The sequence below is a fragment of the Nocardia acidivorans NBRC 108247 genome (genome assembly GCF_001625085.1).
Taxonomy (GTDB): Bacteria; Actinomycetota; Actinomycetes; order Mycobacteriales; family Mycobacteriaceae; genus Nocardia; species Nocardia acidivorans.
This window is the reverse complement of record NZ_BDAW01000101.1, coordinates 1-20,423: the sequence shown is the minus strand read 5'-3', so window position 1 is coordinate 20,423 and position 20,423 is coordinate 1. Positions and strand designations below refer to the sequence as shown.

The 20,423-nt window shown below is 65.1% G+C and carries 26 protein-coding genes; 23 read left to right on the top strand and 3 right to left on the bottom strand.

Going from position 1 to position 20,423, the window contains the following annotated elements:
- Window positions 1–27: 27 nt before the first annotated feature.
- Window positions 28–2,076, bottom strand: a complete 2,049-nt coding sequence (locus NA10_RS32775; RefSeq protein WP_245678139.1) for a M13 family metallopeptidase — start codon at window positions 2,074–2,076, stop codon at window positions 28–30.
- 415 nt (window positions 2,077–2,491) lie between these two features.
- On the opposite strand from NA10_RS32775, the gene rplN reads away from it, so the two are divergent.
- Genes rplN through NA10_RS32755 form a run of 4 tightly spaced genes read left to right on the top strand, consistent with a single transcriptional unit; the run spans window position 2,492 to window position 3,933 of the window.
- On the top strand, window positions 2,492–2,860 hold the full coding sequence (rplN, locus tag NA10_RS32770) for a 50S ribosomal protein L14 (protein ID WP_067574589.1): 369 nt from the start codon (window positions 2,492–2,494) through the stop codon (window positions 2,858–2,860).
- 2 nt (window positions 2,861–2,862) lie between these two features.
- Window positions 2,863–3,177, top strand: a complete 315-nt coding sequence (gene rplX / locus NA10_RS32765) for a 50S ribosomal protein L24 (RefSeq protein ID WP_067574588.1) — start codon at window positions 2,863–2,865, stop codon at window positions 3,175–3,177.
- 1 nt (window position 3,178) lies between these two features.
- Entirely contained in the window at window positions 3,179–3,745 is a 567-nt protein-coding gene (gene rplE / locus NA10_RS32760; protein WP_067574587.1) for a 50S ribosomal protein L5, read from the top strand.
- Between the two features lie 2 nt (window positions 3,746–3,747).
- Complete coding sequence (locus NA10_RS32755; RefSeq protein ID WP_067519449.1) at window positions 3,748–3,933, top strand: type Z 30S ribosomal protein S14; 186 nt, start codon at window positions 3,748–3,750, stop codon at window positions 3,931–3,933.
- A gap of 77 nt (window positions 3,934–4,010) precedes the next feature.
- On the opposite strand, the gene NA10_RS37320 is transcribed toward NA10_RS32755, so the two are convergent.
- Entirely contained in the window at window positions 4,011–4,307 is a 297-nt protein-coding gene (locus NA10_RS37320) for a PIN domain-containing protein (RefSeq protein ID WP_157556907.1), read from the bottom strand.
- Window positions 4,308–4,314: 7 nt separating this feature from the next.
- Here NA10_RS37320 and NA10_RS37315 point away from each other — a divergent pair, with 7 nt between their 5' ends.
- The 14 genes from NA10_RS37315 to NA10_RS32675 all read left to right on the top strand — a co-directional run bounded on the left by NA10_RS37315 (window position 4,315) and on the right by NA10_RS32675 (window position 13,342).
- The gene (locus NA10_RS37315) at window positions 4,315–4,560 is read left to right on the top strand and encodes an LppU/SCO3897 family protein (protein ID WP_157556906.1); all 246 of its coding nucleotides are present in this window, start codon (window positions 4,315–4,317) and stop codon (window positions 4,558–4,560) included.
- A gap of 295 nt (window positions 4,561–4,855) precedes the next feature.
- Window positions 4,856–5,194, top strand: coding sequence for a hypothetical protein (locus tag NA10_RS32745; RefSeq protein ID WP_157556905.1), 339 nt, complete (start codon window positions 4,856–4,858; stop codon window positions 5,192–5,194).
- A gap of 590 nt (window positions 5,195–5,784) precedes the next feature.
- Entirely contained in the window at window positions 5,785–6,753 is a 969-nt protein-coding gene (locus NA10_RS32730; protein ID WP_084515621.1) for a helix-turn-helix domain-containing protein, read from the top strand.
- Entirely contained in the window at window positions 6,750–6,941 is a 192-nt protein-coding gene (locus NA10_RS32725; protein WP_067574582.1) for a DUF397 domain-containing protein, read from the top strand. The genes NA10_RS32730 and NA10_RS32725 overlap by 4 nt, the downstream gene beginning before the upstream one ends.
- A 281-nt stretch (window positions 6,942–7,222) precedes the next feature.
- Complete coding sequence (gene rpsH / locus NA10_RS32720; RefSeq protein WP_067574581.1) at window positions 7,223–7,621, top strand: 30S ribosomal protein S8; 399 nt, start codon at window positions 7,223–7,225, stop codon at window positions 7,619–7,621.
- Between the two features lie 15 nt (window positions 7,622–7,636).
- Window positions 7,637–8,176, top strand: a complete 540-nt coding sequence (rplF, locus tag NA10_RS32715) for a 50S ribosomal protein L6 (RefSeq protein ID WP_067574580.1) — start codon at window positions 7,637–7,639, stop codon at window positions 8,174–8,176.
- A gap of 3 nt (window positions 8,177–8,179) precedes the next feature.
- Window positions 8,180–8,587 carry a 50S ribosomal protein L18 gene (rplR, locus tag NA10_RS32710; protein ID WP_067574579.1) on the top strand — a complete coding sequence of 136 codons (408 nt, stop codon included), beginning with the start codon at window positions 8,180–8,182 and terminating at the stop codon, window positions 8,585–8,587.
- A 55-nt stretch (window positions 8,588–8,642) separates the two neighbouring features.
- The gene (gene rpsE / locus NA10_RS32705; protein WP_067574578.1) at window positions 8,643–9,293 is read left to right on the top strand and encodes a 30S ribosomal protein S5; all 651 of its coding nucleotides are present in this window, start codon (window positions 8,643–8,645) and stop codon (window positions 9,291–9,293) included.
- Between the two features lies 1 nt (window position 9,294).
- Window positions 9,295–9,480 carry a 50S ribosomal protein L30 gene (rpmD, locus tag NA10_RS32700; RefSeq protein WP_067574600.1) on the top strand — a complete coding sequence of 62 codons (186 nt, stop codon included), beginning with the start codon at window positions 9,295–9,297 and terminating at the stop codon, window positions 9,478–9,480.
- Complete coding sequence (rplO, locus tag NA10_RS32695) at window positions 9,477–9,920, top strand: 50S ribosomal protein L15 (protein WP_067574577.1); 444 nt, start codon at window positions 9,477–9,479, stop codon at window positions 9,918–9,920. Before rpmD ends, rplO begins: the two co-directional genes overlap by 4 nt.
- Window positions 9,921–10,111: 191 nt before the next feature.
- Window positions 10,112–11,431, top strand: coding sequence for a preprotein translocase subunit SecY (secY, locus tag NA10_RS32690; protein WP_067574576.1), 1,320 nt, complete (start codon window positions 10,112–10,114; stop codon window positions 11,429–11,431).
- A complete protein-coding gene (locus NA10_RS32685; protein WP_067574575.1) occupies window positions 11,428–11,973 on the top strand; it encodes an adenylate kinase in 546 nt (181 codons plus the stop codon). Before secY ends, NA10_RS32685 begins: the two co-directional genes overlap by 4 nt.
- On the top strand, window positions 11,974–12,774 hold the full coding sequence (map, locus tag NA10_RS32680; protein WP_067574574.1) for a type I methionyl aminopeptidase: 801 nt from the start codon (window positions 11,974–11,976) through the stop codon (window positions 12,772–12,774).
- Window positions 12,775–12,919: 145 nt separating this feature from the next.
- Window positions 12,920–13,342 (top strand): nuclear transport factor 2 family protein, encoded by a 423-nt coding sequence (locus tag NA10_RS32675; RefSeq protein WP_067574573.1) that lies wholly within the window; start codon window positions 12,920–12,922, stop codon window positions 13,340–13,342.
- Here the strand turns inward: NA10_RS32675 and dtd are convergent.
- Entirely contained in the window at window positions 13,320–13,763 is a 444-nt protein-coding gene (gene dtd, locus NA10_RS32670; RefSeq protein WP_067574572.1) for a D-aminoacyl-tRNA deacylase, read from the bottom strand. The genes NA10_RS32675 and dtd overlap by 23 nt on opposite strands.
- A gap of 233 nt (window positions 13,764–13,996) precedes the next feature.
- On the opposite strand from dtd, the gene NA10_RS32665 reads away from it, so the two are divergent.
- From NA10_RS32665 to NA10_RS32645, 5 genes are all read left to right on the top strand, one after another.
- Complete coding sequence (locus NA10_RS32665; protein ID WP_157556904.1) at window positions 13,997–16,096, top strand: hypothetical protein; 2,100 nt, start codon at window positions 13,997–13,999, stop codon at window positions 16,094–16,096.
- Complete coding sequence (locus NA10_RS32660; RefSeq protein ID WP_067574570.1) at window positions 16,093–16,881, top strand: ESX secretion-associated protein EspG; 789 nt, start codon at window positions 16,093–16,095, stop codon at window positions 16,879–16,881. Before NA10_RS32665 ends, NA10_RS32660 begins: the two co-directional genes overlap by 4 nt.
- A gap of 131 nt (window positions 16,882–17,012) precedes the next feature.
- The gene (locus tag NA10_RS32655; RefSeq protein WP_067574569.1) at window positions 17,013–17,327 is read left to right on the top strand and encodes a hypothetical protein; all 315 of its coding nucleotides are present in this window, start codon (window positions 17,013–17,015) and stop codon (window positions 17,325–17,327) included.
- 11 nt (window positions 17,328–17,338) lie between these two features.
- Window positions 17,339–17,839, top strand: coding sequence for a YbaB/EbfC family nucleoid-associated protein (locus NA10_RS32650; RefSeq protein ID WP_067574568.1), 501 nt, complete (start codon window positions 17,339–17,341; stop codon window positions 17,837–17,839).
- A 30-nt stretch (window positions 17,840–17,869) separates the two neighbouring features.
- Window positions 17,870–20,423 (top strand): WXG100-like domain-containing protein (locus NA10_RS32645; RefSeq protein ID WP_218021625.1); only part of this gene is annotated, 2,554 nt, incomplete at its 3' end.

Here is a 20,423-nt window from a genome sequence, read left to right as displayed (position 1 = left end):
GTCGCGGACGGGCGATCGGCGCAGCGCTCAGAGACTGACGCGCTGATCCGGCGGCAGGTACTCCCTGTCGCCTTCCTTCACCCCGTAGGTGGTGTAGAAATCGGCGAGATTGCGCACCACCTGATTGCAGCGGAATTCCGCGGGTGAATGCGGATCCCCGGCGATTTGCTGTTCCAGCGCCTCATCGGTCATCTTGGTGCGCCAGGTCCGGCCCCAGGATTCGAAGATCGGCTTCAAATCGGGATTCGCGGTGCCGGTGCGCTTTTCGAGCATGCGATAGGCGGCGAGGGAGATCTCCAGCCCGCGCAGATCCGCCAGATTCTCACCGACCGTGAGTTCGCCGTTGACATGCTGATCGGCGGGCAATCCGGTCGGCACCAGCGCGTTGTACTGGTCGATGAGCAGTTTGGTCTTGGCCTCGAACGCCGCCTTGTCCTCCGGGGTCCACCAGTCGTGCAGATTGCCGTCGGCGTCGTACTTCGCGCCCTGATCGTCGAAGCCGTGCCCGATCTCATGCCCGATCACCGCGCCGCCCGCACCGTAATTCACCGCGGGCAGCGCGTCCTTGTCGAAGAACGGCGGTTGCAGGAACGCGGCGGGGAAGACGATCTCATTGGCGCTGGGGTTGTAGTAGGCGTTCACCGTCTGCGGCGACATGCTCCATTCGGTCTTGTCGACCGGGGTGCCGAGCCGGTTGAACATCCGCTTCGCCTCGAATTCGCCGATGGCGCGCAGGGATTCGATCAGTTTGCCGCGGGTGACGGTGACCGCGGAGTAGTCCTCCCACTTGTCCGGGTACCCGATCTTGGCGTCGATCTTGTCGAGTTTCTCGATGGCGGCGGTCCGGGTGGGCGGCGACATCCAGCCCGAATTCTGGAAGTTCTCCCGGTACGCGGCGCGCAGATCGTCCACCATGGCCAGCGCCCGCTCCTTGGCCGCGGGTGGAAAGTGCTTGTCCACGTATGCTTTTCCGAGCGGATCGCCCAGATTGCCGCTCACCGTCGCCACCGCGGACTTCCAGCGCTCGGGCCGCTGCTTCACACCCTGCATGACGGTGAAGTTGAATTCGAAATTGGCGTCATTGATGGCCTTGGGCAGATACGGGGCGTAGCCGCGCACCAGTCCGAGCTTCAGATAGTCCCGCCAGTCGGCGATATCGACCTGCTGCCACAGCTGTCCGGCCGCGGTCATGAACGACGGCTGCCCGACATTCACCTTCTCGAACAGATTCCTGGGCCGGTCGGTATTGCCCGCCAACCACGGATCCCAGTCGAATTCCGGTGCGAGTGCGACCAATTCGGCCCAGCTGCGCGGATTGTAGGAGGCATCGGTATCGCGCAGCTTCACATTGCTCCACTGCGCGGCCGCGATCCGCCCCTCCAGATCCACCACCCGCCCGGCCAGCGCCACCGGATCCGCGAAGCCCGCGCCACCGGCGATCTTGGCCATGAAGGTGCGGTAGGCGGTGAGCTTGTCGGCGTTCTCGGGTTTGGTGTAGTACTGCTGCTCGAGTCCGGTTCCGCTCTGAACCACCTGGGCCAGATAGGCATTGGAGTTCTTCGGGTCCGCGCCGACCACCAGTCCGATCAAACCCACCCCGGGCAGCGCGCCCATCACCTTGGCCAGATCCGCCTTGGTCTGCGCGCCGTCGATCCGGGTGAACAGATCCTGTAGCGGCTGCATGCCGAGCTTCTCGATCTCGTCGGTATCCAGGCGCGCGTCGTACAGATCGCGGATCTTCTGCTCATCGGTGCCGGATTTCGGATTGTGAATGCCGGTGATGATGTCCTTCAACTGGTCCAGGACCCGATCCTGCACCTCGTCGAAGGTGCCGAAGGAGACCTTGTCCGCCGGCAGCTGGTATTCGTCCAGCCATTTGCCGTTGACGAAGCGGTAGAGATCGTCCTGCGGCCGGATCGCCGGATTCGATCCGGACATATCCGGCCCGATCAGTTGTGTCACGGCATTCGCGGGCTCCGATTTGGAACAGCTCGGCAGCAGCGCGGCGGCGGGCAACACCCCCAGCGCGATCAGGAACCTGCGGCGATCGAGAGCGAAGGGGCGCTCGGAGGTCAACGCGAATCTCCTCATATCGGATAATCGGGTATTGCTCGGTCGGCCCGACGCTAATGCTTCTGTCTGAGGGACACCTGAATCCACGCCGATTGGATGGCAGCCCCTGGTGTCGGCGGCCCGGCCCGCTTCTGGACCGACGGAGCGGGGGAGCGGAGCAGAAAGAAGCGGGCTTACAGGGCCGCGAACGCCGCCCCGCGGCGAAGCGGAGGGGCGAAATTGGACCCAGCCTGGGGTTTGGCTACACTGGACCGGTTGCTTGCGGGAGCTATGCCCGCACTTCGGCCGCGAACCCACAGTGGTTTGGTCTTCCCAGATCGGTAACACCGCTGGCAGGCGCGCGTTTGAAGGGCAACTGACCATGCTCGTCGGGTCGGCAATCCGGCGCGCATTTCGTCCAGGTCTAGGAGGAGCTGAAGTGATTCAGCAGGAGTCGCGACTGCGCGTCGCCGACAACACGGGTGCCAAGGAAATCCTTTGCATCCGCGTGCTCGGTGGTTCGTCGCGTCGCTATGCCGGTATCGGCGACATCATCGTCGCCACCGTGAAGGATGCGATCCCCGGTGGCAACGTCAAGAAGGGCGAGGTCGTCAAGGCCGTCGTCGTTCGCACCACCAAGGAGCGCCGTCGCGCGGATGGCTCGTACATCCGTTTCGACGAGAACGCCGCTGTGCTGATCAAGGCGGACAACGATCCGCGCGGCACCCGCATCTTCGGCCCGGTCGGCCGCGAGCTGCGCGAGAAGCGCTTCATGAAGATCGTTTCGCTGGCTCCGGAGGTGCTCTGACCATGAAGGTGCACAAGGGCGATACCGTCATCGTCGTTTCCGGTAAGGACAAGGGCGCCAAGGGCAAGGTCATTCAGGCCTACCCGGCGACAGGCAAGGTCCTCGTCGAGGGCGTGAACCGGATCAAGAAGCACGTCGCGAATTCCGCGAACCAGCGTGGCGCCAGCTCGGGCGGCATCGTCACCCAGGAAGCGCCGATCCAGGCCTCCAACGTGATGGTTGTCGATTCCGACGGCAAGCCGACCCGCGTGGGCTACCGCACGGATGAGAACGGCAAGCGCGTTCGCATCTCCCGTCGCAACGGGAAGGACATCTGAGATGACTTCGACTGAGAACAAGGTGCAGCCGCGCCTCAAGGCGCGCTACCGCGCCGAGATCAAGGACGCGCTGCAGAGCGAGTTCAACTACGACAACGTGATGCAGATCCCGGGTGTCGTGAAGGTCGTCGTGAACATGGGTGTCGGCGACGCCGCCCGTGACGCGAAGCTGATCAACGGTGCGGTCGCCGACCTCACCCTGATCACCGGCCAGAAGCCCGAGATCCGCAAGGCCACCAAGTCCATCGCGCAGTTCAAGCTGCGTGAGGGCATGCCGATCGGCGCGAAGGTGACCCTTCGCGGCGACCGCATGTGGGAGTTCCTGGATCGCCTGATCTCCATCGCGCTGCCCCGTATCCGCGACTTCCGCGGCCTGTCGCCGAAGCAGTTCGACGGCAACGGCAACTACACCTTCGGCCTCTCGGAGCAGTCGATGTTCCATGAGATCGACGTGGACCGCATCGACCGTCCGCGTGGTATGGACATCACCGTGGTGACCACCGCGACCAATAACGAAGAGGGTCGCGCTCTGCTCAAGCACCTCGGCTTCCCGTTCAAGGAGAACTGAGTATGGCCAAGAAAGCCCTCGTAAACAAGGCCAACGCCAAGCCGAAGTTCGCGGTGCGTGGCTACACCCGCTGCCAGCGCTGCGGCCGCCCGCACGCCGTCTACCGCAAGTTCGGCCTGTGCCGCATCTGCCTGCGTGAGATGGCCCACCGCGGCGAACTCCCGGGCGTGCACAAGAGCTCCTGGTGAGCTAGCACTACCAAACTCGTTGAGCCCCTCCCGATTTCGATCGGGAGGGGCTTTTCGCTATCCGTATCGAGGCTGCCTCACACGGCCACAACCGTTAGCAGTGGATCCAGCGACTTGAAGTCGTCCGCATTTCGAGTGAAGAGTGGAAGATCGTTCGCCGAGGCGATGGCGGCAATCATCAGGTCCATCCTGCGTGGCTTGGGGCTACGTCCCGATGCGACAACGAGTCTCGACATCGAGGTGAAACGCCGTGCCGCCGCCGTGCAGAACGGCAGCGCGTCGACCCCGTGCTCGATCGCCAACAGTCGCTCGGTGCGCAACGCCAGTGCCGTCGGCGTTGTTGCGTCGGCGATGCCGAGCCCCAGTTCGGCCAAGGTAACCGTGGTCGCAAAGGATTCCGACCCCACCCGCACGGTCGACAATGCCAAGGTCGGTGACTGCCTGAAGAAGTCGGGCCGGAACGAAGTAGTGATCACCCCCTGCACCGGCCCGGACGCCGACTACAGGATCCTGAGCTCCCAAATCAACGAATCCTTCTGCGAGAACGTCCGTGGCTCCAACGCCACCTACACGTACAGCCGCCCCGGCGATCTCCCCAAAGCCCTCCGCCTCGGCTCCGTCCGTTGATCCGCCGCCTCGCGATCGCGGCCCTGCCCCTGCTGGCCCTCACCGCGTGTGGGGACGCGCAGCCGACCGGATTCTGATTCACCGCTCTTCCCGGCCCGGTGATGCCCCAGCACCACACCCAACGACCTGGTCGTGCGATCACCAGGAGAGTGGTGTTGGTTCGTACCGCGTATCGCCGCCCTCATGTCCTGGTGATCGATTGTCCGGTGCCGCATGTGCTCTGGGTGTTCGTGTCGGTGGAGGTGGATACGATCGCAGGGCCGGGCCGGGGAGCTCGGAAGCTACTGTGAAGGGAATGCATATGTGGGGCAAGGGGATTCGGGTGGGGGTCGTGGGTGTGGTTGGTGCGGCGGCGGTCGCTGGAAGTGTGGCGTTTCCCGCGGTGGGCGGCGCGGAGTATCCGAAGGGCGGGACGTTCGCGTGTGATCGGGTCGAGGCGACGGGGGAGCGGCAGTTGGAGGGGTACGGCTGTATCGCGTCACCCGGATTCCCGTCCCAGGGACCGGTCGACAAGTTCTATGTGCAGTTGAAGCAGGATTCGAAGACCTACTGGTACTGCGTGGCCGGTATCGCCACGATCGGCATCCAGGCCGCGCCCGGAGACCTGGTCGCCGACGGTTGCAGTCCGCGCTAGCGGCTTGTGTTCGATGTGCATGTACTGACGCAGGGGTCCACTCGGCGTTTGCCCGCGTCATTACATGCGCGTCGAGGGGTGGTCCGGGTGGATTTGGAGTAGTTGGGTTCGGGCGCTGCAACTTTCGGGGGTATGGCCGGGGCCGGGGGTGCAGGTCGCGTGACGGTCCAGCAGGGCCCGGACTTCCAGGGCGGTGAGCGGGCGGATCACGGCGATGCGGTAGTGGGACACCGTGGAGTACACGGCGTCACCGGGCGCGATGGCGGCCGTGGCGGCGGTGGCGGTTGTGCAGGGGGACCCGGGAGAGGTGGTGGCCGCCCGCGACGAGGAGGGGGACGCTCGGCGCGGGCGGCGTTCGGGGGGAGGTGGGGTCGGTGAACCCCCACCGGACGGCTGCCGCCAGCAGGAGGCAGGAGAGTGTTATCAGGATCAACGTGCCTGTATCCAAGGACATTCCAACCATCTCCTTGTCGATGGTGTTCGTGCAGAACGGATTTCGGATCGGCGATGGATGCGCGCTGTCCTCGCTCGGTGATACGCCAAGTAGACACCGGTATTGATGTTCGTGAAACGAACACGGGCGAAACTGCATGAAATACGATGGAATTACTCGACGGAACGTTTCATCGCGAATCAACCCAGATAGCGAGAGTAACGAAATGTCTGGATCAAATATCCCCAGAAGGGGTTTCGGGCGATTTCTTCGCGCACTTCGTGAACGGGCCCAGAAGAGCCTGTTGACAGCGGGTTTGGCGATCGACGTGTCGCCGCCGACCATCTTGCGTCTGGAGGACGGCCTACCGTCGAAGGTCTCAACTCCGCAGATAGAGAGGCTGCTTGACCTCTACCAAACGACTCCGGAGGAGCGAGCCGAGGCCCTCGAGATGTGGGAGATGGTCAAGCGGCAGGCAAAACTTGCCAAAGCGCAGGGCCTGAGCAAGGGCTGGTGGCAGGGCTACAGCGATATCTATAAGACCTATTTCGATCATTACCTGCGGCTCGAGGCTGCGGCGACGCACATGACCTCTCATCAACTCGTGCTGATACCCGGTGTCCTGCAATTGCCCGGGTATCGTCGCGCTCTCATCCACGCCCACACCCCCGACATGTCCGCGGTCGATGTCGAGCGGCTGCTCGAGTTGGCTGCCCGTCGACAGCAGCGGCTGTTCGGCGACGACCTGAATCTCGTTGCGCTGCTGTCGGAATCGGTCTTGCACCACCGCCCCGGCGGCACCGGTGTGCTTGTCGACCAGTTACGTCATCTCAACGAGATCGGTGAACGTCCGAATGTCTCGATTCGGGTAGTCCGCAATGAGGTGGGTGCGCACCCCGGCTTTGTAGTGCAGTCATTCACTCTGCTCGACTTTCCGCTCATGGCAACGAGATTGGTCGAACCGCCGGTTGTCTACACCGAAGGCGCGGAGGGAGCGCTCTATCTCGAACGAGACGACGTGATCGCTCGCTATAGAAAGGCGGTAGTGGGAATCCAAGCGGTAGCGTTGAGTGAGGAAGGCACCAGGGATCTGGTGTTGAAGATCTCGAAGGAGTACTCGGCGTGATCAAGAAGCCGCCGATCGGCGAGTGGTTCAAGTCCAGCCGGTCCCCGCAGTCGAACGAATGTGTCGAAGTCTTCCTCGGCGACGGTCAGGTAGGGGTCCGTGACACCAAGGATCGTGGGCAAGGTCCTGAGCTGTGGTTCACCGCCCGTCAGTGGGACGCCTTCCTCGCCAGCGGCCTCCTGGAGTAACGCGGTGTCGGACAGATCGGGTGGCTCCTGCAATCCGGGGACAGTCGTGAGCAGGCGCACAGCACCCTCGATTTGGCGGCTGAGCAGGGGTTGCCTACACTAGACCGGTTGCCTGGGCACATCTATGTCCACACCTCGGTGTGTGGCGTTGCCCGGTAGGCGACAAAGCGAATCATCCGGTCGGGCACTCCCGGCTGGACCGAACCGAATTGTCGTAGGCCCACGACCGCCCGTGTGACGGTGCTGAATGGGAACCGCGGCGAGAAGGGTAGCGGTCACTCATGACCATGACTGATCCAATCGCAGACTTCTTGACCCGTCTGCGCAACGCCAATTCGGCGTACCACGATCAGGTGAAGGCCCCCCACTCCAAGATCAAGGTGAACATCGCCGAGATCCTGAAGCGTGAGGGTTACATCGCCGATTACCGCATCGAAGATGCACCGGTTGGCAAGAACCTCGTCGTCGACCTCAAGTACGGCCCGAGCCGTGAGCGCAGCCTGCAGGGCGTGCGTCGCGTGTCGAAGCCGGGTCTGCGTGTGTACGCGAAGTCCACCAACCTGCCCAAGGTGCTTGGCGGCCTCGGCGTGGCGATCATCTCCACGTCCGCTGGTCTGCTCACGGACCGTCAGGCCAAGCAGCAGAGTGTAGGCGGGGAAGTCCTCGCCTACGTCTGGTAAGGGAGGTAGGAACAAATGTCGCGTATCGGTAAGAAGCCGATCCCGGTTCCCGCCGGTGTCGAGGTGACCATCGACGGCCAGAACGTTGCGGTGAAGGGTCCCAAGGGCACCCTGTCGCACGTGGTCGCCGAGCCGATCACCGTCACCAAGGCGGAGTCCGGTGAGCTCGAGGTCGTTCGTCCGAACGACGAGCGTCAGAACCGCTCGCTGCACGGCCTGACCCGCACCCTGATCAGCAACATGATCGTCGGTGTGACGACTGGCTACGAGAAGAAGATGGAAATCTTCGGCGTCGGTTACCGCGTGCAGGCCAAGGGCTCGAACCTCGAGTTCGCCCTGGGCTACAGCCACCCGGTGCCGATCGAGGCGCCCGAAGGCATCACCTTCGCGGTGGAGGCCCCGACCAAGTTCTCGGTCTCCGGCATCGACAAGCAGAAGGTCGGCCAGATCGCAGCGGTTATTCACGGCCTGCGCAAGCCCGACCCGTACAAGGGCAAGGGCATCCGCTACGCCGGCGAGGTCGTTCGCCGCAAGGTCGGAAAGACGGGTAAGTAAGCCATGGCACAAACCGAAAAGCAGAAGCTTCGGCGTAAGCCGGTCGGCACTGATGTCTCGACCGCGCGTCGTCTGTCCAAGACGCGTCGCCACTTCCGTCTGCGCAAGAAGATCGCAGGCACCACCGCGCGTCCGCGCCTGGTGGTCAACCGCTCTGCGCGCCACATCCACGCTCAGCTGATCGACGATTCCGTGGGCAAGACCATTGCCTACGCGTCGACCATCGAGGCCGATGTGCGTGCCGTCGAGGGTGACAAGTCCGCCAAGGGCGCGAAGGTCGGCGAGCTCATCGCCGCCCGCGCCAAGGCTGCCGGTATCGAGGCGGTCGTGTTCGACCGTGGTGGTCACGACTACCACGGCCGTATCGCGGCGCTTGCCGATGCCGCCCGTGAAGGTGGGCTGAAGTTCTGATGATCAACACTGTGCACATTGCAGGCACCGCCTGTGTGAACGGAAGGAACGTCTGATGCCGGGACGTCAGCGGCGTGACGGCGGAAACAACGGTCCCGCCGGAAACAATGGCCCCAACGCTGGTGGCAACGATCGTGACGGCGGCCGCGGCCGTGGTCGCGGTGGTCAGCGCGATCAGCAGCAGGCCGAGAAGAGCAATCAGCTCGAGCGCGTAGTCGCGATCAACCGCGTCTCCAAGGTCGTGAAGGGTGGTCGTCGCTTCAGCTTCACCGCCCTCGTGATCGTCGGTGACGGCAACGGTCTGGTCGGCGTCGGCTACGGCAAGGCCAAGGAAGTTCCCGCGGCCATCCAGAAGGGTGTCGAGGAGGCTCGCAAGAGCTTCTTCCGCGTTCCGATGATCGGCTCCACCATCACTCACCCCGTTCAGGGTGAGGCGGCGGCCGGTGTGGTCATGCTGCGTCCGGCTTCGCCCGGTACCGGTGTGATCGCCGGTGGCGCGGCTCGCGCCGTGCTGGAGTGCGCAGGCATCCACGACATTCTGGCGAAGTCGCTCGGTAGCGATAACGCCATCAACGTTGTGCACGCCACCGTTGCCGCTCTCAAGATGCTGCAGCGCCCCGAAGAGGTTGCCGCTCGCCGCGGTCTGCCGATCGAGGACGTGGCTCCTGCGGGCATGCTGCGTGCACGTGCGGGACAGGGAGTCTGACATGGCAGATCTCAAAGTGACCCAGACCAAGAGCTCCATTGGCGCCCTGCGTAACCAGCGCGAGTCGCTGCGGACCCTCGGCCTGCGTGGCATTCGCCAGACTGTCGTCCGTGAGGACAACGCGCAGAACCGCGGTCTGATCAACGTCGTGCGCCACCTCGTTCAGGTTGAGGAGGTTCAAGCATGACCATCAAGTTGCACCACCTGCGTCCTGCCCCGGGTGCCAAGACCGAGAAGACCCGTGTGGGTCGCGGTGAAGGCTCCAAGGGTAAGACCGCGGGCCGCGGTACCAAGGGTACGAAGGCTCGCAAGAACGTTCCGGTCCGCTTCGAGGGCGGGCAGATGCCGATCCACATGCGTCTGCCCAAGCTCAAGGGCTTCACCAACCCGTTCCGCACCGAGTACCAGGTCGTGAACGTGTCGGATATCGCCCGTGTGTTCCCCGAGGGCGGCACCATCGGCAAGGCCGAGCTGGTTGCCCGTGGCCTCGTTCGCAAGAACGAGCTCGTGAAGGTGCTCGGCGAGGGCGAAATCGGTGTGGCCGTTCAGGTCTCGGCCGATAAGTTCTCTTCCTCCGCCACGGAGAAGATCACCGCGGCTGGCGGCACCACCACCGTTCTGGGCTGACCGTTTCGAGCGACCCGCAAGGGGTCGTCACGAGCACGGTAACCTGAACAACACAGTGACACCGGACGAGTCGCGAGCTCGTCCGGTGTCACTGTTAGAGTTCAAGTGTTGTCTGCCAACACCGTCATGGGGATTCGGCGTTTCCGTCGTTGTAGCCATGGCCTGACCTATGTCGTTCGCCAGGAGGATCTGTGCTTTCCGCCTTCGTGTCGGCTTTCCGGACCCCGGACTTACGGCGGAAGATTCTCTTCACGCTGGGACTGATAGCCCTCTACCGACTGGGCGCCTCGCTGCCTTCGCCGGGTGTCAGTTACAAGAACGTCCAAGACTGTGTGGCGCTGGTCAACGGCGGGGATTCCGCCGGCATCTATCAGCTCATCAATCTCTTCTCCGGCGGCGCGCTGCTTCAACTCTCGGTGTTCGCGATCGGCATCATGCCGTACATCACGGCGAGCATCATCATCCAGCTGCTGACCGTGGTGATTCCGCGTTTCGAGGAACTCCGAAAAGAAGGTCAGTCGGGTCAGAACAAAATGACCCAATACACCCGCTATCTCGCTGTCGCACTGGCGATTTTGCAGTCGACCGGTCTGGTCGCGCTCGCCTCGCGCGGACAGCTGCTGCGCGGGTGCCCCAAAGACATCCTCGATGACACGTCGGTCTTCGGCATGATCATCATCGTGCTTGTCATGACCGCGGGCGCGTCCCTGGTCATGTGGTTCGGCGAGCAGATCACCGAGCGCGGTGTCGGTAACGGCATGTCGCTGTTGATCTTCGCCGGTATCGCCGCGCGCATCCCCTCCGAGGGCAAGACGATCTACGACGGCCGTGGCTGGGGAGTGACCGCGATGGTCGCCGCCGCCGCGCTGGTCGTCATCGTCGGCGTCATCTTCGTGGAACAGGGCCAGCGCCGGATTCCGGTGCAGTACGCCAAGCGCGTGGTCGGCCGCAAGATGTACGGCGGCTCCTCGACCTACCTACCCTTGAAGGTGAATCAGGCGGGCGTCATCCCCGTCATCTTCGCCTCCTCGCTGCTGTATCTGCCGAACCTGTTGGCGCAGTTGACCCAGAAGACCACGGGCGAGCCCGCCAAATGGCAGGAGCTCATCCAGAAGTATCTGGTCAATCCGAGCAACCCGGTCTACGTCGGGATCTACTTCGCGCTGATCGTTTTCTTCACCTACTTCTATGTCGCGATCACCTTCAATCCGGAGGAGCGCGCGGACGAGATGAAGAAGTTCGGCGGCTTCATTCCGGGGTATCGCCCGGGTAAGCCGACGGCCGACTATCTGAACTACGTTCTCAGCCGGATCACGCTGCCCGGCTCGATCTACCTGGGCGCGGTCGCGGTGCTTCCGAACCTGTTGCTGGGTCTGGGCACCAACAGCGGTGTGCAGAACCTGCCGTTCGGCGGTACCGCGGTGCTGATCATTGTGAGCGTCGGCCTCGATACGGTGAAACAGATCGAGAGCCAGTTGATGAATCGAAATTACGAAGGGTTCCTCAAGTGAGAGTTGTTCTGCTCGGGCCGCCGGGTGCAGGCAAAGGCACTCAGGCCGTGCTGCTGTCGGAGAAGCTGGGTGTACCGCACATCTCCACGGGTGACCTGTTCCGCGCGAACATCAGCCAGCAGACCGCGCTGGGCCTGGAAGCCAAGAAGTTCATGGACGCGGGCGATCTCGTGCCCAGCACGGTGACCAACCGCATGGTCGAAGCGCGCATCGCCGAGCCGGACGCCACCAATGGTTTCGTGTTGGACGGCTACCCGCGCACGGTGGATCAGGCCGACGCGCTGGAGAAGATGCTCAAGGAGTCGGGCCATGAGCTCGACGCCGTACTCTGCTTCGTGGTCGCCGAAGATGTCGTGGTGGAGCGCATGCTGGCCCGTGGCCGCGGCGATGACACCGAGGAGACCATCCGTAACCGTATGCGCGTCTACCGTGAGGAGACCGAACCGTTGCTGGATCACTATGACGGCCTGGTTGTCTCGGTCGAGGGTATCGGCGAGATCGAAGACGTGAACGCGCGAGCGCTCGCGGCACTGGGTCGCTGAATGGTCTTCGGCCGCAAGAACAAAAAGGTGGTGCCATTTCGCACCGCCGGTGAACTGGACGCCATGGCGGCAGCCGGCGCTATCGTCGGCCGCGCCCTGGTGGCGGTGCGCAATGCTGCCAAGCCCGGGGTCTCGACCCTGGAGTTGGACGAGGTCGCCGAACAGCTCATCCGCGAGTCCGGAGCGATCCCTTCGTTCAAGGGCTATCACGGGTTCCCGGGGTCGATCTGCTCCTCGGTGAACGATCGTGTCGTGCACGGCATCCCGTCCAAGGACGATGTGCTGGTCGAGGGCGATCTGGTGTCGATCGACTGCGGTGCGATTCTCGAAGGCTGGCACGGTGATTCGGCCTGGACCTTCGGCGTCGGCAACATCATCGAGGCCGATCGCCTGCTGAGCGAGGCGACCCGGCTGTCCATGGAGGCCGGTATCGCCGCCATGGTCGACGGCGCCCGCCTGACCGATATCTCCCATGCCATCGAGCGGGGAACGTATGCGGCACAGGATCTGCACGGTCGCAAGTACGGCATTGTGGACGGCTACGGCGGTCACGCCATCGGCCGCGAGATGCATATGGACCCGTTCCTGCCGAACGAGGGCGCACCCGGTAAGGGGCCGCGCCTGGTGGTCGGTTCGGTGCTGGCCATCGAACCCATGCTCACCCTCGGCACCACCGAGACCAAGACGCTCGAGGACGACTGGACCGTCGTCACCACGGACGGCACCCGTGCCGCGCACTGGGAGCACACCGTCGCGGTCACCGAGGACGGCCCGCGCATCCTGACCTTGCGTCCGGAGTAGTTCGGTCCCACAAGGGTTTTCACGCCCGCCCCGGCAATGCCGGGGCGGGCGTTCTTTTCTCGGTGCCGATCCATGCGGATTCGTGATGGCGGGTATGACGAATCATCGCTGGTCACAGGGCTTTTCGCGGCATAGGTTCGCTGGGGTGAACACACTCGAGAACAAGGAACTGCTGCGCGGCATCTTCGAGCGGATGGCGCGGGGTGATGTCGCCGCGCTCGGTGCGGCGCTGGCGGACGACTGCCGCTGGGTCTTTCCCGGAAATTGGTCGTGGTCCGGCGTCTGGGAGCCGAAAACCGAAGTCCTGCACGGCCTGCTGCGCCCACTCATGACCCAGTTCGCGGACGGCTATCGCATGGAGGCCGATTTCCTACTGGCGGAACAGGATCGGGTCGTGGTGCAGGCGCGCGGCTACGGCCTCACCCGGCGCGGCGACGACTATCACCAGACCTACTGCCTGATCTTCCGACTGGCCGACGGCCGCATCACCGAGATCATCGAACACTGCGATACCGCTCTGGTCGAGCGCGTCCTGGACCCGATCCTCACCCCTCCAATAGCAGGGTGACCGGCCCGTCGTTGGCCAGCTCGACCCGCATATGCGCCCCGAACCGGCCGGTGGCCACCGTGGCTCCCAGCTCTCGCAGGGTATTCGCGAAGGCATCCACGAGCGGTTCGGCGACGGCCCCCGGCGCGGCCGCGTTCCACGACGGCCGCCGCCCCTTGGCGGTATCGGCGTAGAGCGTGAACTGACTGATCACCAGTATGGGCGCGCCCAAATCGGCGGCCGACCGCTCGCCCTCCAGAATCCGCAGCCGGAACAGCTTGTCCGCCAGCGCTTTCGCGGTCGCGTAGGTATCGGTGTGGGTCACCCCGACCAGCGCCACCAGCCCGTGCGGCGCGCCCTGCGCCGCCGGATCGATGCTCCCCACCACCTCGCCGTCGACGGTGACTCGCGCCGAGGACACCCGCTGCACCAGTACTCGCACGGTGTCAGATCATCCCAGATCGACCGCCCGGAGCCCGCATCCCCCGCCCCGATTTCTGGTGGCACGGCCCTCGAAAGTCGTATCCTCCGGTACCGATTTGACCTTGGGAAGGGTTTAATCGGGGGACCGGAGGGTTTCTCGGCAGGCGAATTTCCTTGTGCGCCACCGAGAGTTAACGGACATAGGTTGTGCTGGCAGGCACAGCTGAAATGGGCGGAGCACAGTAGATACCGATGGCACCTGACAACAAACAAACACCAGTGTGGGGCTCGGGTTTGAACGCGCAGGTCGATGGGAAAACCCTGCAGTTCGATCCCTCGGCGGCGACTGCGGGTATGAATGCCGCCGGTGACCTCCTGCGTGCGATGCGTGGTTACAAGTCGGCCGTGGACCAGTTGGGGCTGAATCACCTGCCCGCGATCGGCTTCCTGCCATCGGGAAAGGCCCTGGCGGAGGGGCTGAGTCGCCGCGGAACCGAATTGCAGACCGCCTTCGACACCCATATCAACATTCTCACGGCCATGGTGGAGACGTTCCGGGCCGCGGGGCAGGCTTACAAGAACACCGACGGGCTGTCCGCCGAGCAGCTCGACAAGGCGACCTCCAGTATCAACAAGCTGGGCGACTACAAGATCCCCGACGGAGAGATCAGCGCGGGGTTCAAGACCGAGCCGTATCGCATCGGTCTGCTCGAGCAGCTTCCCGATCACGATTTCCCGGGCGATCTGAAGAAATACCGCGATGCGCACAAGGACGCGAAGGACGCCGGAAGCTTCCTGGAAAATGTCTTCATCCGGTGGGAGAGCGGGCAGAACCAGCAGTGGGAGGATCTCATCCGCCTGCACAACGAGCTGAACGGCGATCCCTACTACCTGGCCGGGCAGGACTGGAAGACGCTGGCCGACAAGGTGAATGCCAGCATCGGGGATTTCGGGACCAAGATCGAAGGGCTCAGCAACAGCTGGCATGGCGCCGGCGCCAGCGGCGCCCGTGAAGCCGTCCGCCGCTATGCGCGGGACGCACAGCCGATGCTCGACACGATGAAGCTGATGAGCGAGCTGCTCGACTTCACCGGTCGCTGGGTCACCTGGACCAAGGGGTGCATGCCTGCGCACAAAGAGGACAAGGCGTGCACCGACGACCTGGGAAATTACCGCAGGTACTTCGATCGCGACTATGTCGGCAACGGTAAGGACACCCAGTCGGTCATGCCGGTCATGCCGCAGCCGACCGTGGACAAGCCGGAGCCGGTGAAACCGCCGGAAAAGCCCGACACACCGGACAAGCCCAAGCCCAAGGACGACGATAAGGGCGACGGGAAAACCGATACGGGCGGCGGGAAGACCGATACCGGCGGCGGGAAGACCGATACCGGCGGCGGGAAGACCGATACCGGCGGCGGGAAGACCGATACCGGCGGCGGGAAGACCGATACCGGCGGCGGGAAGACCGACACCGGCGGCGGAGGCAACCAGAAGGCCGCGCAGGACGCCAAGGACGCCGCCGACAAGAAAGCCGCTCAGGACGCGAAAGACGCGGCCGATCGCAAGGCGGCCCAGGACGCCAAGGACGCGGCCGATCGCAAGGCCGCCCAGACCGCCAAGGACGCCGCGGATAACAAGGCCGCTCAGGACGCGCGAGACGCCGCGGCGAAGAAGGCAGCCGAGGACGCGAGGAATGCTCAGAACGGGGCGGGCTCGAACAATGGCTCCGGCCGGGGCGGCGTGCCCTCGACCGGCGGTACCACCGGCCCCGCGTCCAATTCGTCGAGCAGCGGTCAGGGGCTGTCGCAGCTGTCGAGTCTGCTGAGCAGTCTGATGCAGGCGGGAACCACTGCGGCACAGTCGTTGCCGTCCTTGCTCACCGCCATCGATTCGGCGCTGAACACCGGAGACAACGCGAAGCTGGCCCACTTGCTGGGTGTGTCCGAGGACAAGGTCACCGCGGCCATGTCGCAGATTCAGAATCAGCCGGACAAGTTGGCCGAACTGTCCCAGCTGCTCGGTCTGACCACCGGCACGACCGCCGATCCCGCGGTGCCCGCGGCCGGACTGCCCGGCGAAGTCGCACCCTCCGGCGCCGCCGTGGTGACGCCCGCCGCGGCCGCGGTGACGACGACTCCCGCGGGCGGGCTGACCAATCTGTTCTCCCGTGCGGGCTTGGATATGAACCCCGTACAGCCGGTATTCGGTGTGACAGCGGATCTTTCGGACAACCCGATGATCGCCGGGGTCACCGCGGGCGCGGATCAGGAACCGCCGCCGGTGGACTTCCTCGGTGTGCTCGCCCAGGTCGGTGAGCCGCACGAAGTGAATCCGGTGGTCGAAACGTGAAGTGGGACTTCACCGACGACGAATTCAAGGTGCTGTGCAACCGTTTCCTGGACGGCTGGATGCCGGTGCCCCTGGCGTATACCAGCCGGACGCCGACCCTCGATGAATACGAGCGCGAGCTCTCCGAGTTGGAGGCGGGCCTGCGGGATCGGCTCGATGCGGGCCTCGGCTCGCTGTTCGAGGTGATTCAGAATCCCGAGGTGTTCATCATCTCGGGTACCTGGTGTGACAGCGATACCGAGAATCCGCGCAAGCGGATTCGAGTGCACGGTGCGCGGCGCGGCTGGCGAGCGGTCATGATCACCCAGCAGCCGGGCGAAACCGTCTACCACAGTGGCGGATTCACCGTGACCGAGTGCGAGCCCGAGGCGCTGCCCGCGCTGATGGTCGAGCAGTTGCCCGTGGCCGCGGCGGCGAGCGGACCGCCGCTGCCGATCGTGTTCGAGCCCCCCGAGCGCGACCCCTACGAGGTCAGGCAGTCGCTCGCCTTCGACTCCTTCGACGATACGGCTGAGATCCGAAGCCAGGCCTTCTGGGCCAAGGCGGCCGAATGGACCGGATTCATTCGGGTGTTGCAGGGGCGTTCCATCTATGGCCCGCGCGGTGTCATGGAGACGACCATGCTGTGGCGTGATGTGCCCGGAGACGGCCGCTATCTCATCGAATTGGACGAACCCGAGGTGCGGGCGGTGGGCGCGGACGCGCGCCAGCTGGCTCGGTGCATCGACCGGCGCGTGGATCGGGTGCTGCGGCATATGGAAGCCCGCGGCGAAGAACGAGTGTGACCGGTCGGGCGGAGCGCCTCGCGACTCCGCCCGAATCGGCACCGTCCGTTCACATTCCAGCTACTGACCGGTTGCCCGGGCCTGGCAGGGTCGCCGTACCCGCAGGTGCCGGAGTCCGGAGGTGGCTTGTTGTGAACGATCGATTGAAGAACTACACCGATCTGCTGCGCACGGCGGCCACGAAGACCGGCAAAGTGCGCGACGGTATCGAGCAGATCGTGGACACGCTGGTCACCACTGCGAACGGGCGCGGTGAACCGTGGGGTGACGACACGCTCGGCGCGGGCTTCGCCAATGGGGACAACGGATATCTCAAGAGCCGCAACAATATTCTCGACGGTGCGGACAATATGGCCGGAACATTCGGCAACTTTTCCAAGGGGCAGACCGAGTCGGCGGACTACCTGGCCGCCATGGATCACGGCAACGGCGACGGCTTCAAGTGAACCAGAGCCCGATGAACAACACTGAGCGCGCGCGTACGGATCTGTCCGACATTCTGGAGGGCTTCGCCGACCAGATGCGCACCATCACCCAATTGCAGCGCGAGCGTGCGGCTTTGACCGCGACGGCCTCGGTGCGGCAGAAGCGGGTGACGGTGACGGTGAATGCCGAGGGCACCGTGATCGAGACCAAGTTCAGCTCCGATATCGAGGATCTGGACTATTCGGAGATCGCCAAGGCGGTCACCGAGGCCGCGCAGCAGGCGGCGGCCGAGGTCGCCCAGCGCGGGCGCGAGGTGCTGGCACCGGTGTCGCAGAACCGGAATCGCCTGCCCAAGTTGGCCGATCTGGTGCCGGGCATGCCCGATCTGAGCCGCGAGTTGCGGATTCCGGAGCCGCCGGTGGTGTCGACCGCCCCGCTCAAGTCGCCGGAACGCACTGCCGCACAGCCGATTTCCGAGCCGGATCCGACCGCGTCCCCGCGTCGCGGTGCGGCCACCGACTCCGGCTGGTAGCGGGCGGACCGCCGGGGTGAATCACCGCACATGATCGAACTGCCCGGATCGCTGGAATGGCTGGGCTGGCTCGTCGGCATGGAATGGCCGCACGGGGACGAAGACCAGATGAGGGCGCTGGCACAGGACTGGCGCACGGCCGGTGATGAGTTGCGCCAGCTGGTCTCCTCGATCGATGACGCCAAATACGCGACGCTGGCGGCGTATACGGACGGTAAGGGCATCGAGGAGATGACCCGGGCCTTCGATTCGCTGAGCGGTAAGGGCGGGGACAAGGAAGCGACCTCGCTGCCGGATCTGGCGAAGTACTTCGACCAGATCGGGGAATCGGCCGAGGGCGTCGGCACCGAGATCGAATACACCAAGCTGATGTTCTACTCATCGCTGGTGCTGCTGGCCGGTGAGATCGCCGCCGCCTGGCTCTTCCCGCCGACCGCACCGGCGGCGGAGGCGGTGGCGACGGCGATGACGCGTATCGCGGTCCGGATCATCGGGCGCGAGGCGCTGGACGCGATTCTGGCGCGGGTGGCGCGCATGGCCGGCGCGTCGCTGGTGAAGTTCTTCCTCAAGCATGCCGCCATCGATACCGCGCTGGGCACCTTGCAGGAACTCGGTATTCAGGAATGGCAGGTGCTCGAGGGGCATCGCAAGGACATCAACTGGACCCAGGCCGGTGTCACCATGGTCAGCTCGGCCGCCGGTGGCATGGCCGCCGGGCCGCTCGGTGAATGGGCGGGCAACAGGCTCAGCCATGCCGGGGTGAATCACCTTGTGGCCGCGCGGATTACCGGCATGGGAGCCGGAATGGTCGGCGCGGGTGCGGGTTTCGTGGCCGCCACCGGAACGCAGTTCGTCGCCGATGTCATGCAGCACGGCTGGGACAAGGCCGTGGAGAACCTGGCCAATACCCAGTTCGATCCGCGCATGCTCACCGCGGGCGTCTCCAACGGCGCGATCTCGGGTGATATGCACGCCCGGGCCCATCACTTCTGGGATTCGAAGCTCGGCGGCAGTGGCCGGAATGTGCCCGGCATCGGCTTCCGGCCGCCGGAAATCGATCCGGGCCACGCCCCCGGTCCGCACAACGGTGCTCTTCCCGGTCTGAACGGCGACGGTTCGCACGGACTTCAACCGAATAGCCACGGGCACAACGGGAACGGGTCCGGCCCCGGCGCGGTGAACGGCTCCGGACCGAATGCCGCGCACGGCTCCGGACCGAATGCCGCGCACGGCTCCGGGTCGGACGCCACACATGGTTCCGGACCGAATGCCGGAAACGGCTCCGACCCGGGCGGCAACCATGGCGCGAACCATGACGGCAGCACCGTCCACCCCGCCGGTAGTCCCGGCTCGGGAGAGGACGCCAATCACGGCAATCGCGCCGAGGACAGCACCGCCCCCGGCGACGACCGCCCCCAGCCGCCCGTCGATCACCCCGGCGGAGTCGACAACCGCCCCGTCGCGAACGAGAACAAACCCACCGACGCCCCGCAGGACGGCGGTTCGCACGGCAACACCTCCCCGAACACCTCCCAGAGCGGCCATGCACTCGCCGAATCACCCAGCAGTGCAACGCAATCCGCCGATTCCGGATCGCGTGCCGGAGTACCGCACACCGCGGACACCGCTCCCACCCAGGGCCCCGTCGCGACCAGCCCCGCGGCAGCACCGGGCGACGTCGCACCCCGCAACACCTCCCCGGGGGGTGCGCCCGGCAGCGCCGCGTCCAGCGGAACAGGCTCCGGCGGCAGCTCACCGAGCTCCTCCAGCTCAGCCTCCGGCCAAACCACCGGCGGCGGTTCGGGTTCCGGCTCCAGCCCGAGTTCGGCAAGCGGCGCGACCACTACCGCCGCCGCGAATGCCGGTGGCGGCGCGAACTCCGCACCGGGTGCGGCCGACAGCCCGAAGGCTGGTGCGGCCGACGGTCCGAAGTCGGGCCCCGGAATGAATGCGGCGTCGGCCGCCAATGCCCCCGCCGCGGGAGCGGCACCGAATGCGGACGCGGCGAATAGCTCCGGCGGCCGTGCCAACTCCGCCGTGAACGCCGCCTCGAACCCGAACGCGGCCGTGACCCACGATCGCTCCGCGCCCGGCGACCAGCGCGCCGCCTCCCCCCGCGCCATCGACGCCACCCCCCGCCCGGCCGATGGACCTCGCGCCGAAACCACTCGTTCCCAGCCGAATCCGGAGCCGCGCGCCACGGACGCCCGCCCCACCGCCGACCGCCCGGCCGCCACCCCGCGCCCCGAATCCAACGGCGGTCCACAGGACAGATCCGAAACCGCGGACAACCGCCGGGAGTCGGCCGAGCCATCGAAGGACGCGAATACCGCCCCGCCCAAGTCGGATACGGCTTCACATCCGGATGCGGGCGACACACACGACCGTGCGGAAGGTCCCGGGGACCGCGCGGATTCCGACACCGCAACGCGGCCGGTCTCCGAGGACAGTGCTCGGAACCAGTCCGAAATGCCAGAGCGGCAGCAGGATTCACCCCAGCCCCACGATGGCACCGCTCCGCGTGCCGACGATACGGTTCTGCGCGCGGATGATTCCGCTCCGCGTGCGGATGACCCCGCACATC

Excerpts from the sequence above, each read along its gene's own strand:
- rplX (WP_067574588.1), top strand. The coding sequence starts at position 2,863 with ATGAAGGTGCACAAGGGCGATACCGTCATCGTCGTTTCCGGTAAGGAC.
- rplE (WP_067574587.1), top strand. The coding sequence starts at position 3,179 with ATGACTTCGACTGAGAACAAGGTGCAGCCGCGCCTCAAGGCGCGCTAC.
- NA10_RS32755 (WP_067519449.1), top strand. The coding sequence starts at position 3,748 with ATGGCCAAGAAAGCCCTCGTAAACAAGGCCAACGCCAAGCCGAAGTTC.
- NA10_RS32745 (WP_157556905.1), top strand. The coding sequence starts at position 4,856 with ATGCATATGTGGGGCAAGGGGATTCGGGTGGGGGTCGTGGGTGTGGTT.
- NA10_RS32730 (WP_084515621.1), top strand. The coding sequence starts at position 5,785 with ATGAAATACGATGGAATTACTCGACGGAACGTTTCATCGCGAATCAAC.
- rpsH (WP_067574581.1), top strand. The coding sequence starts at position 7,223 with ATGACCATGACTGATCCAATCGCAGACTTCTTGACCCGTCTGCGCAAC.
- rplF (WP_067574580.1), top strand. The coding sequence starts at position 7,637 with ATGTCGCGTATCGGTAAGAAGCCGATCCCGGTTCCCGCCGGTGTCGAG.
- rplR (WP_067574579.1), top strand. The coding sequence starts at position 8,180 with ATGGCACAAACCGAAAAGCAGAAGCTTCGGCGTAAGCCGGTCGGCACT.
- rpsE (WP_067574578.1), top strand. The coding sequence starts at position 8,643 with ATGCCGGGACGTCAGCGGCGTGACGGCGGAAACAACGGTCCCGCCGGA.
- rpmD (WP_067574600.1), top strand. The coding sequence starts at position 9,295 with ATGGCAGATCTCAAAGTGACCCAGACCAAGAGCTCCATTGGCGCCCTG.
- rplO (WP_067574577.1), top strand. The coding sequence starts at position 9,477 with ATGACCATCAAGTTGCACCACCTGCGTCCTGCCCCGGGTGCCAAGACC.
- map (WP_067574574.1), top strand. The coding sequence starts at position 11,974 with ATGGTCTTCGGCCGCAAGAACAAAAAGGTGGTGCCATTTCGCACCGCC.
- NA10_RS32665 (WP_157556904.1), top strand. The coding sequence starts at position 13,997 with ATGGCACCTGACAACAAACAAACACCAGTGTGGGGCTCGGGTTTGAAC.
- NA10_RS32650 (WP_067574568.1), top strand. The coding sequence starts at position 17,339 with ATGAACAACACTGAGCGCGCGCGTACGGATCTGTCCGACATTCTGGAG.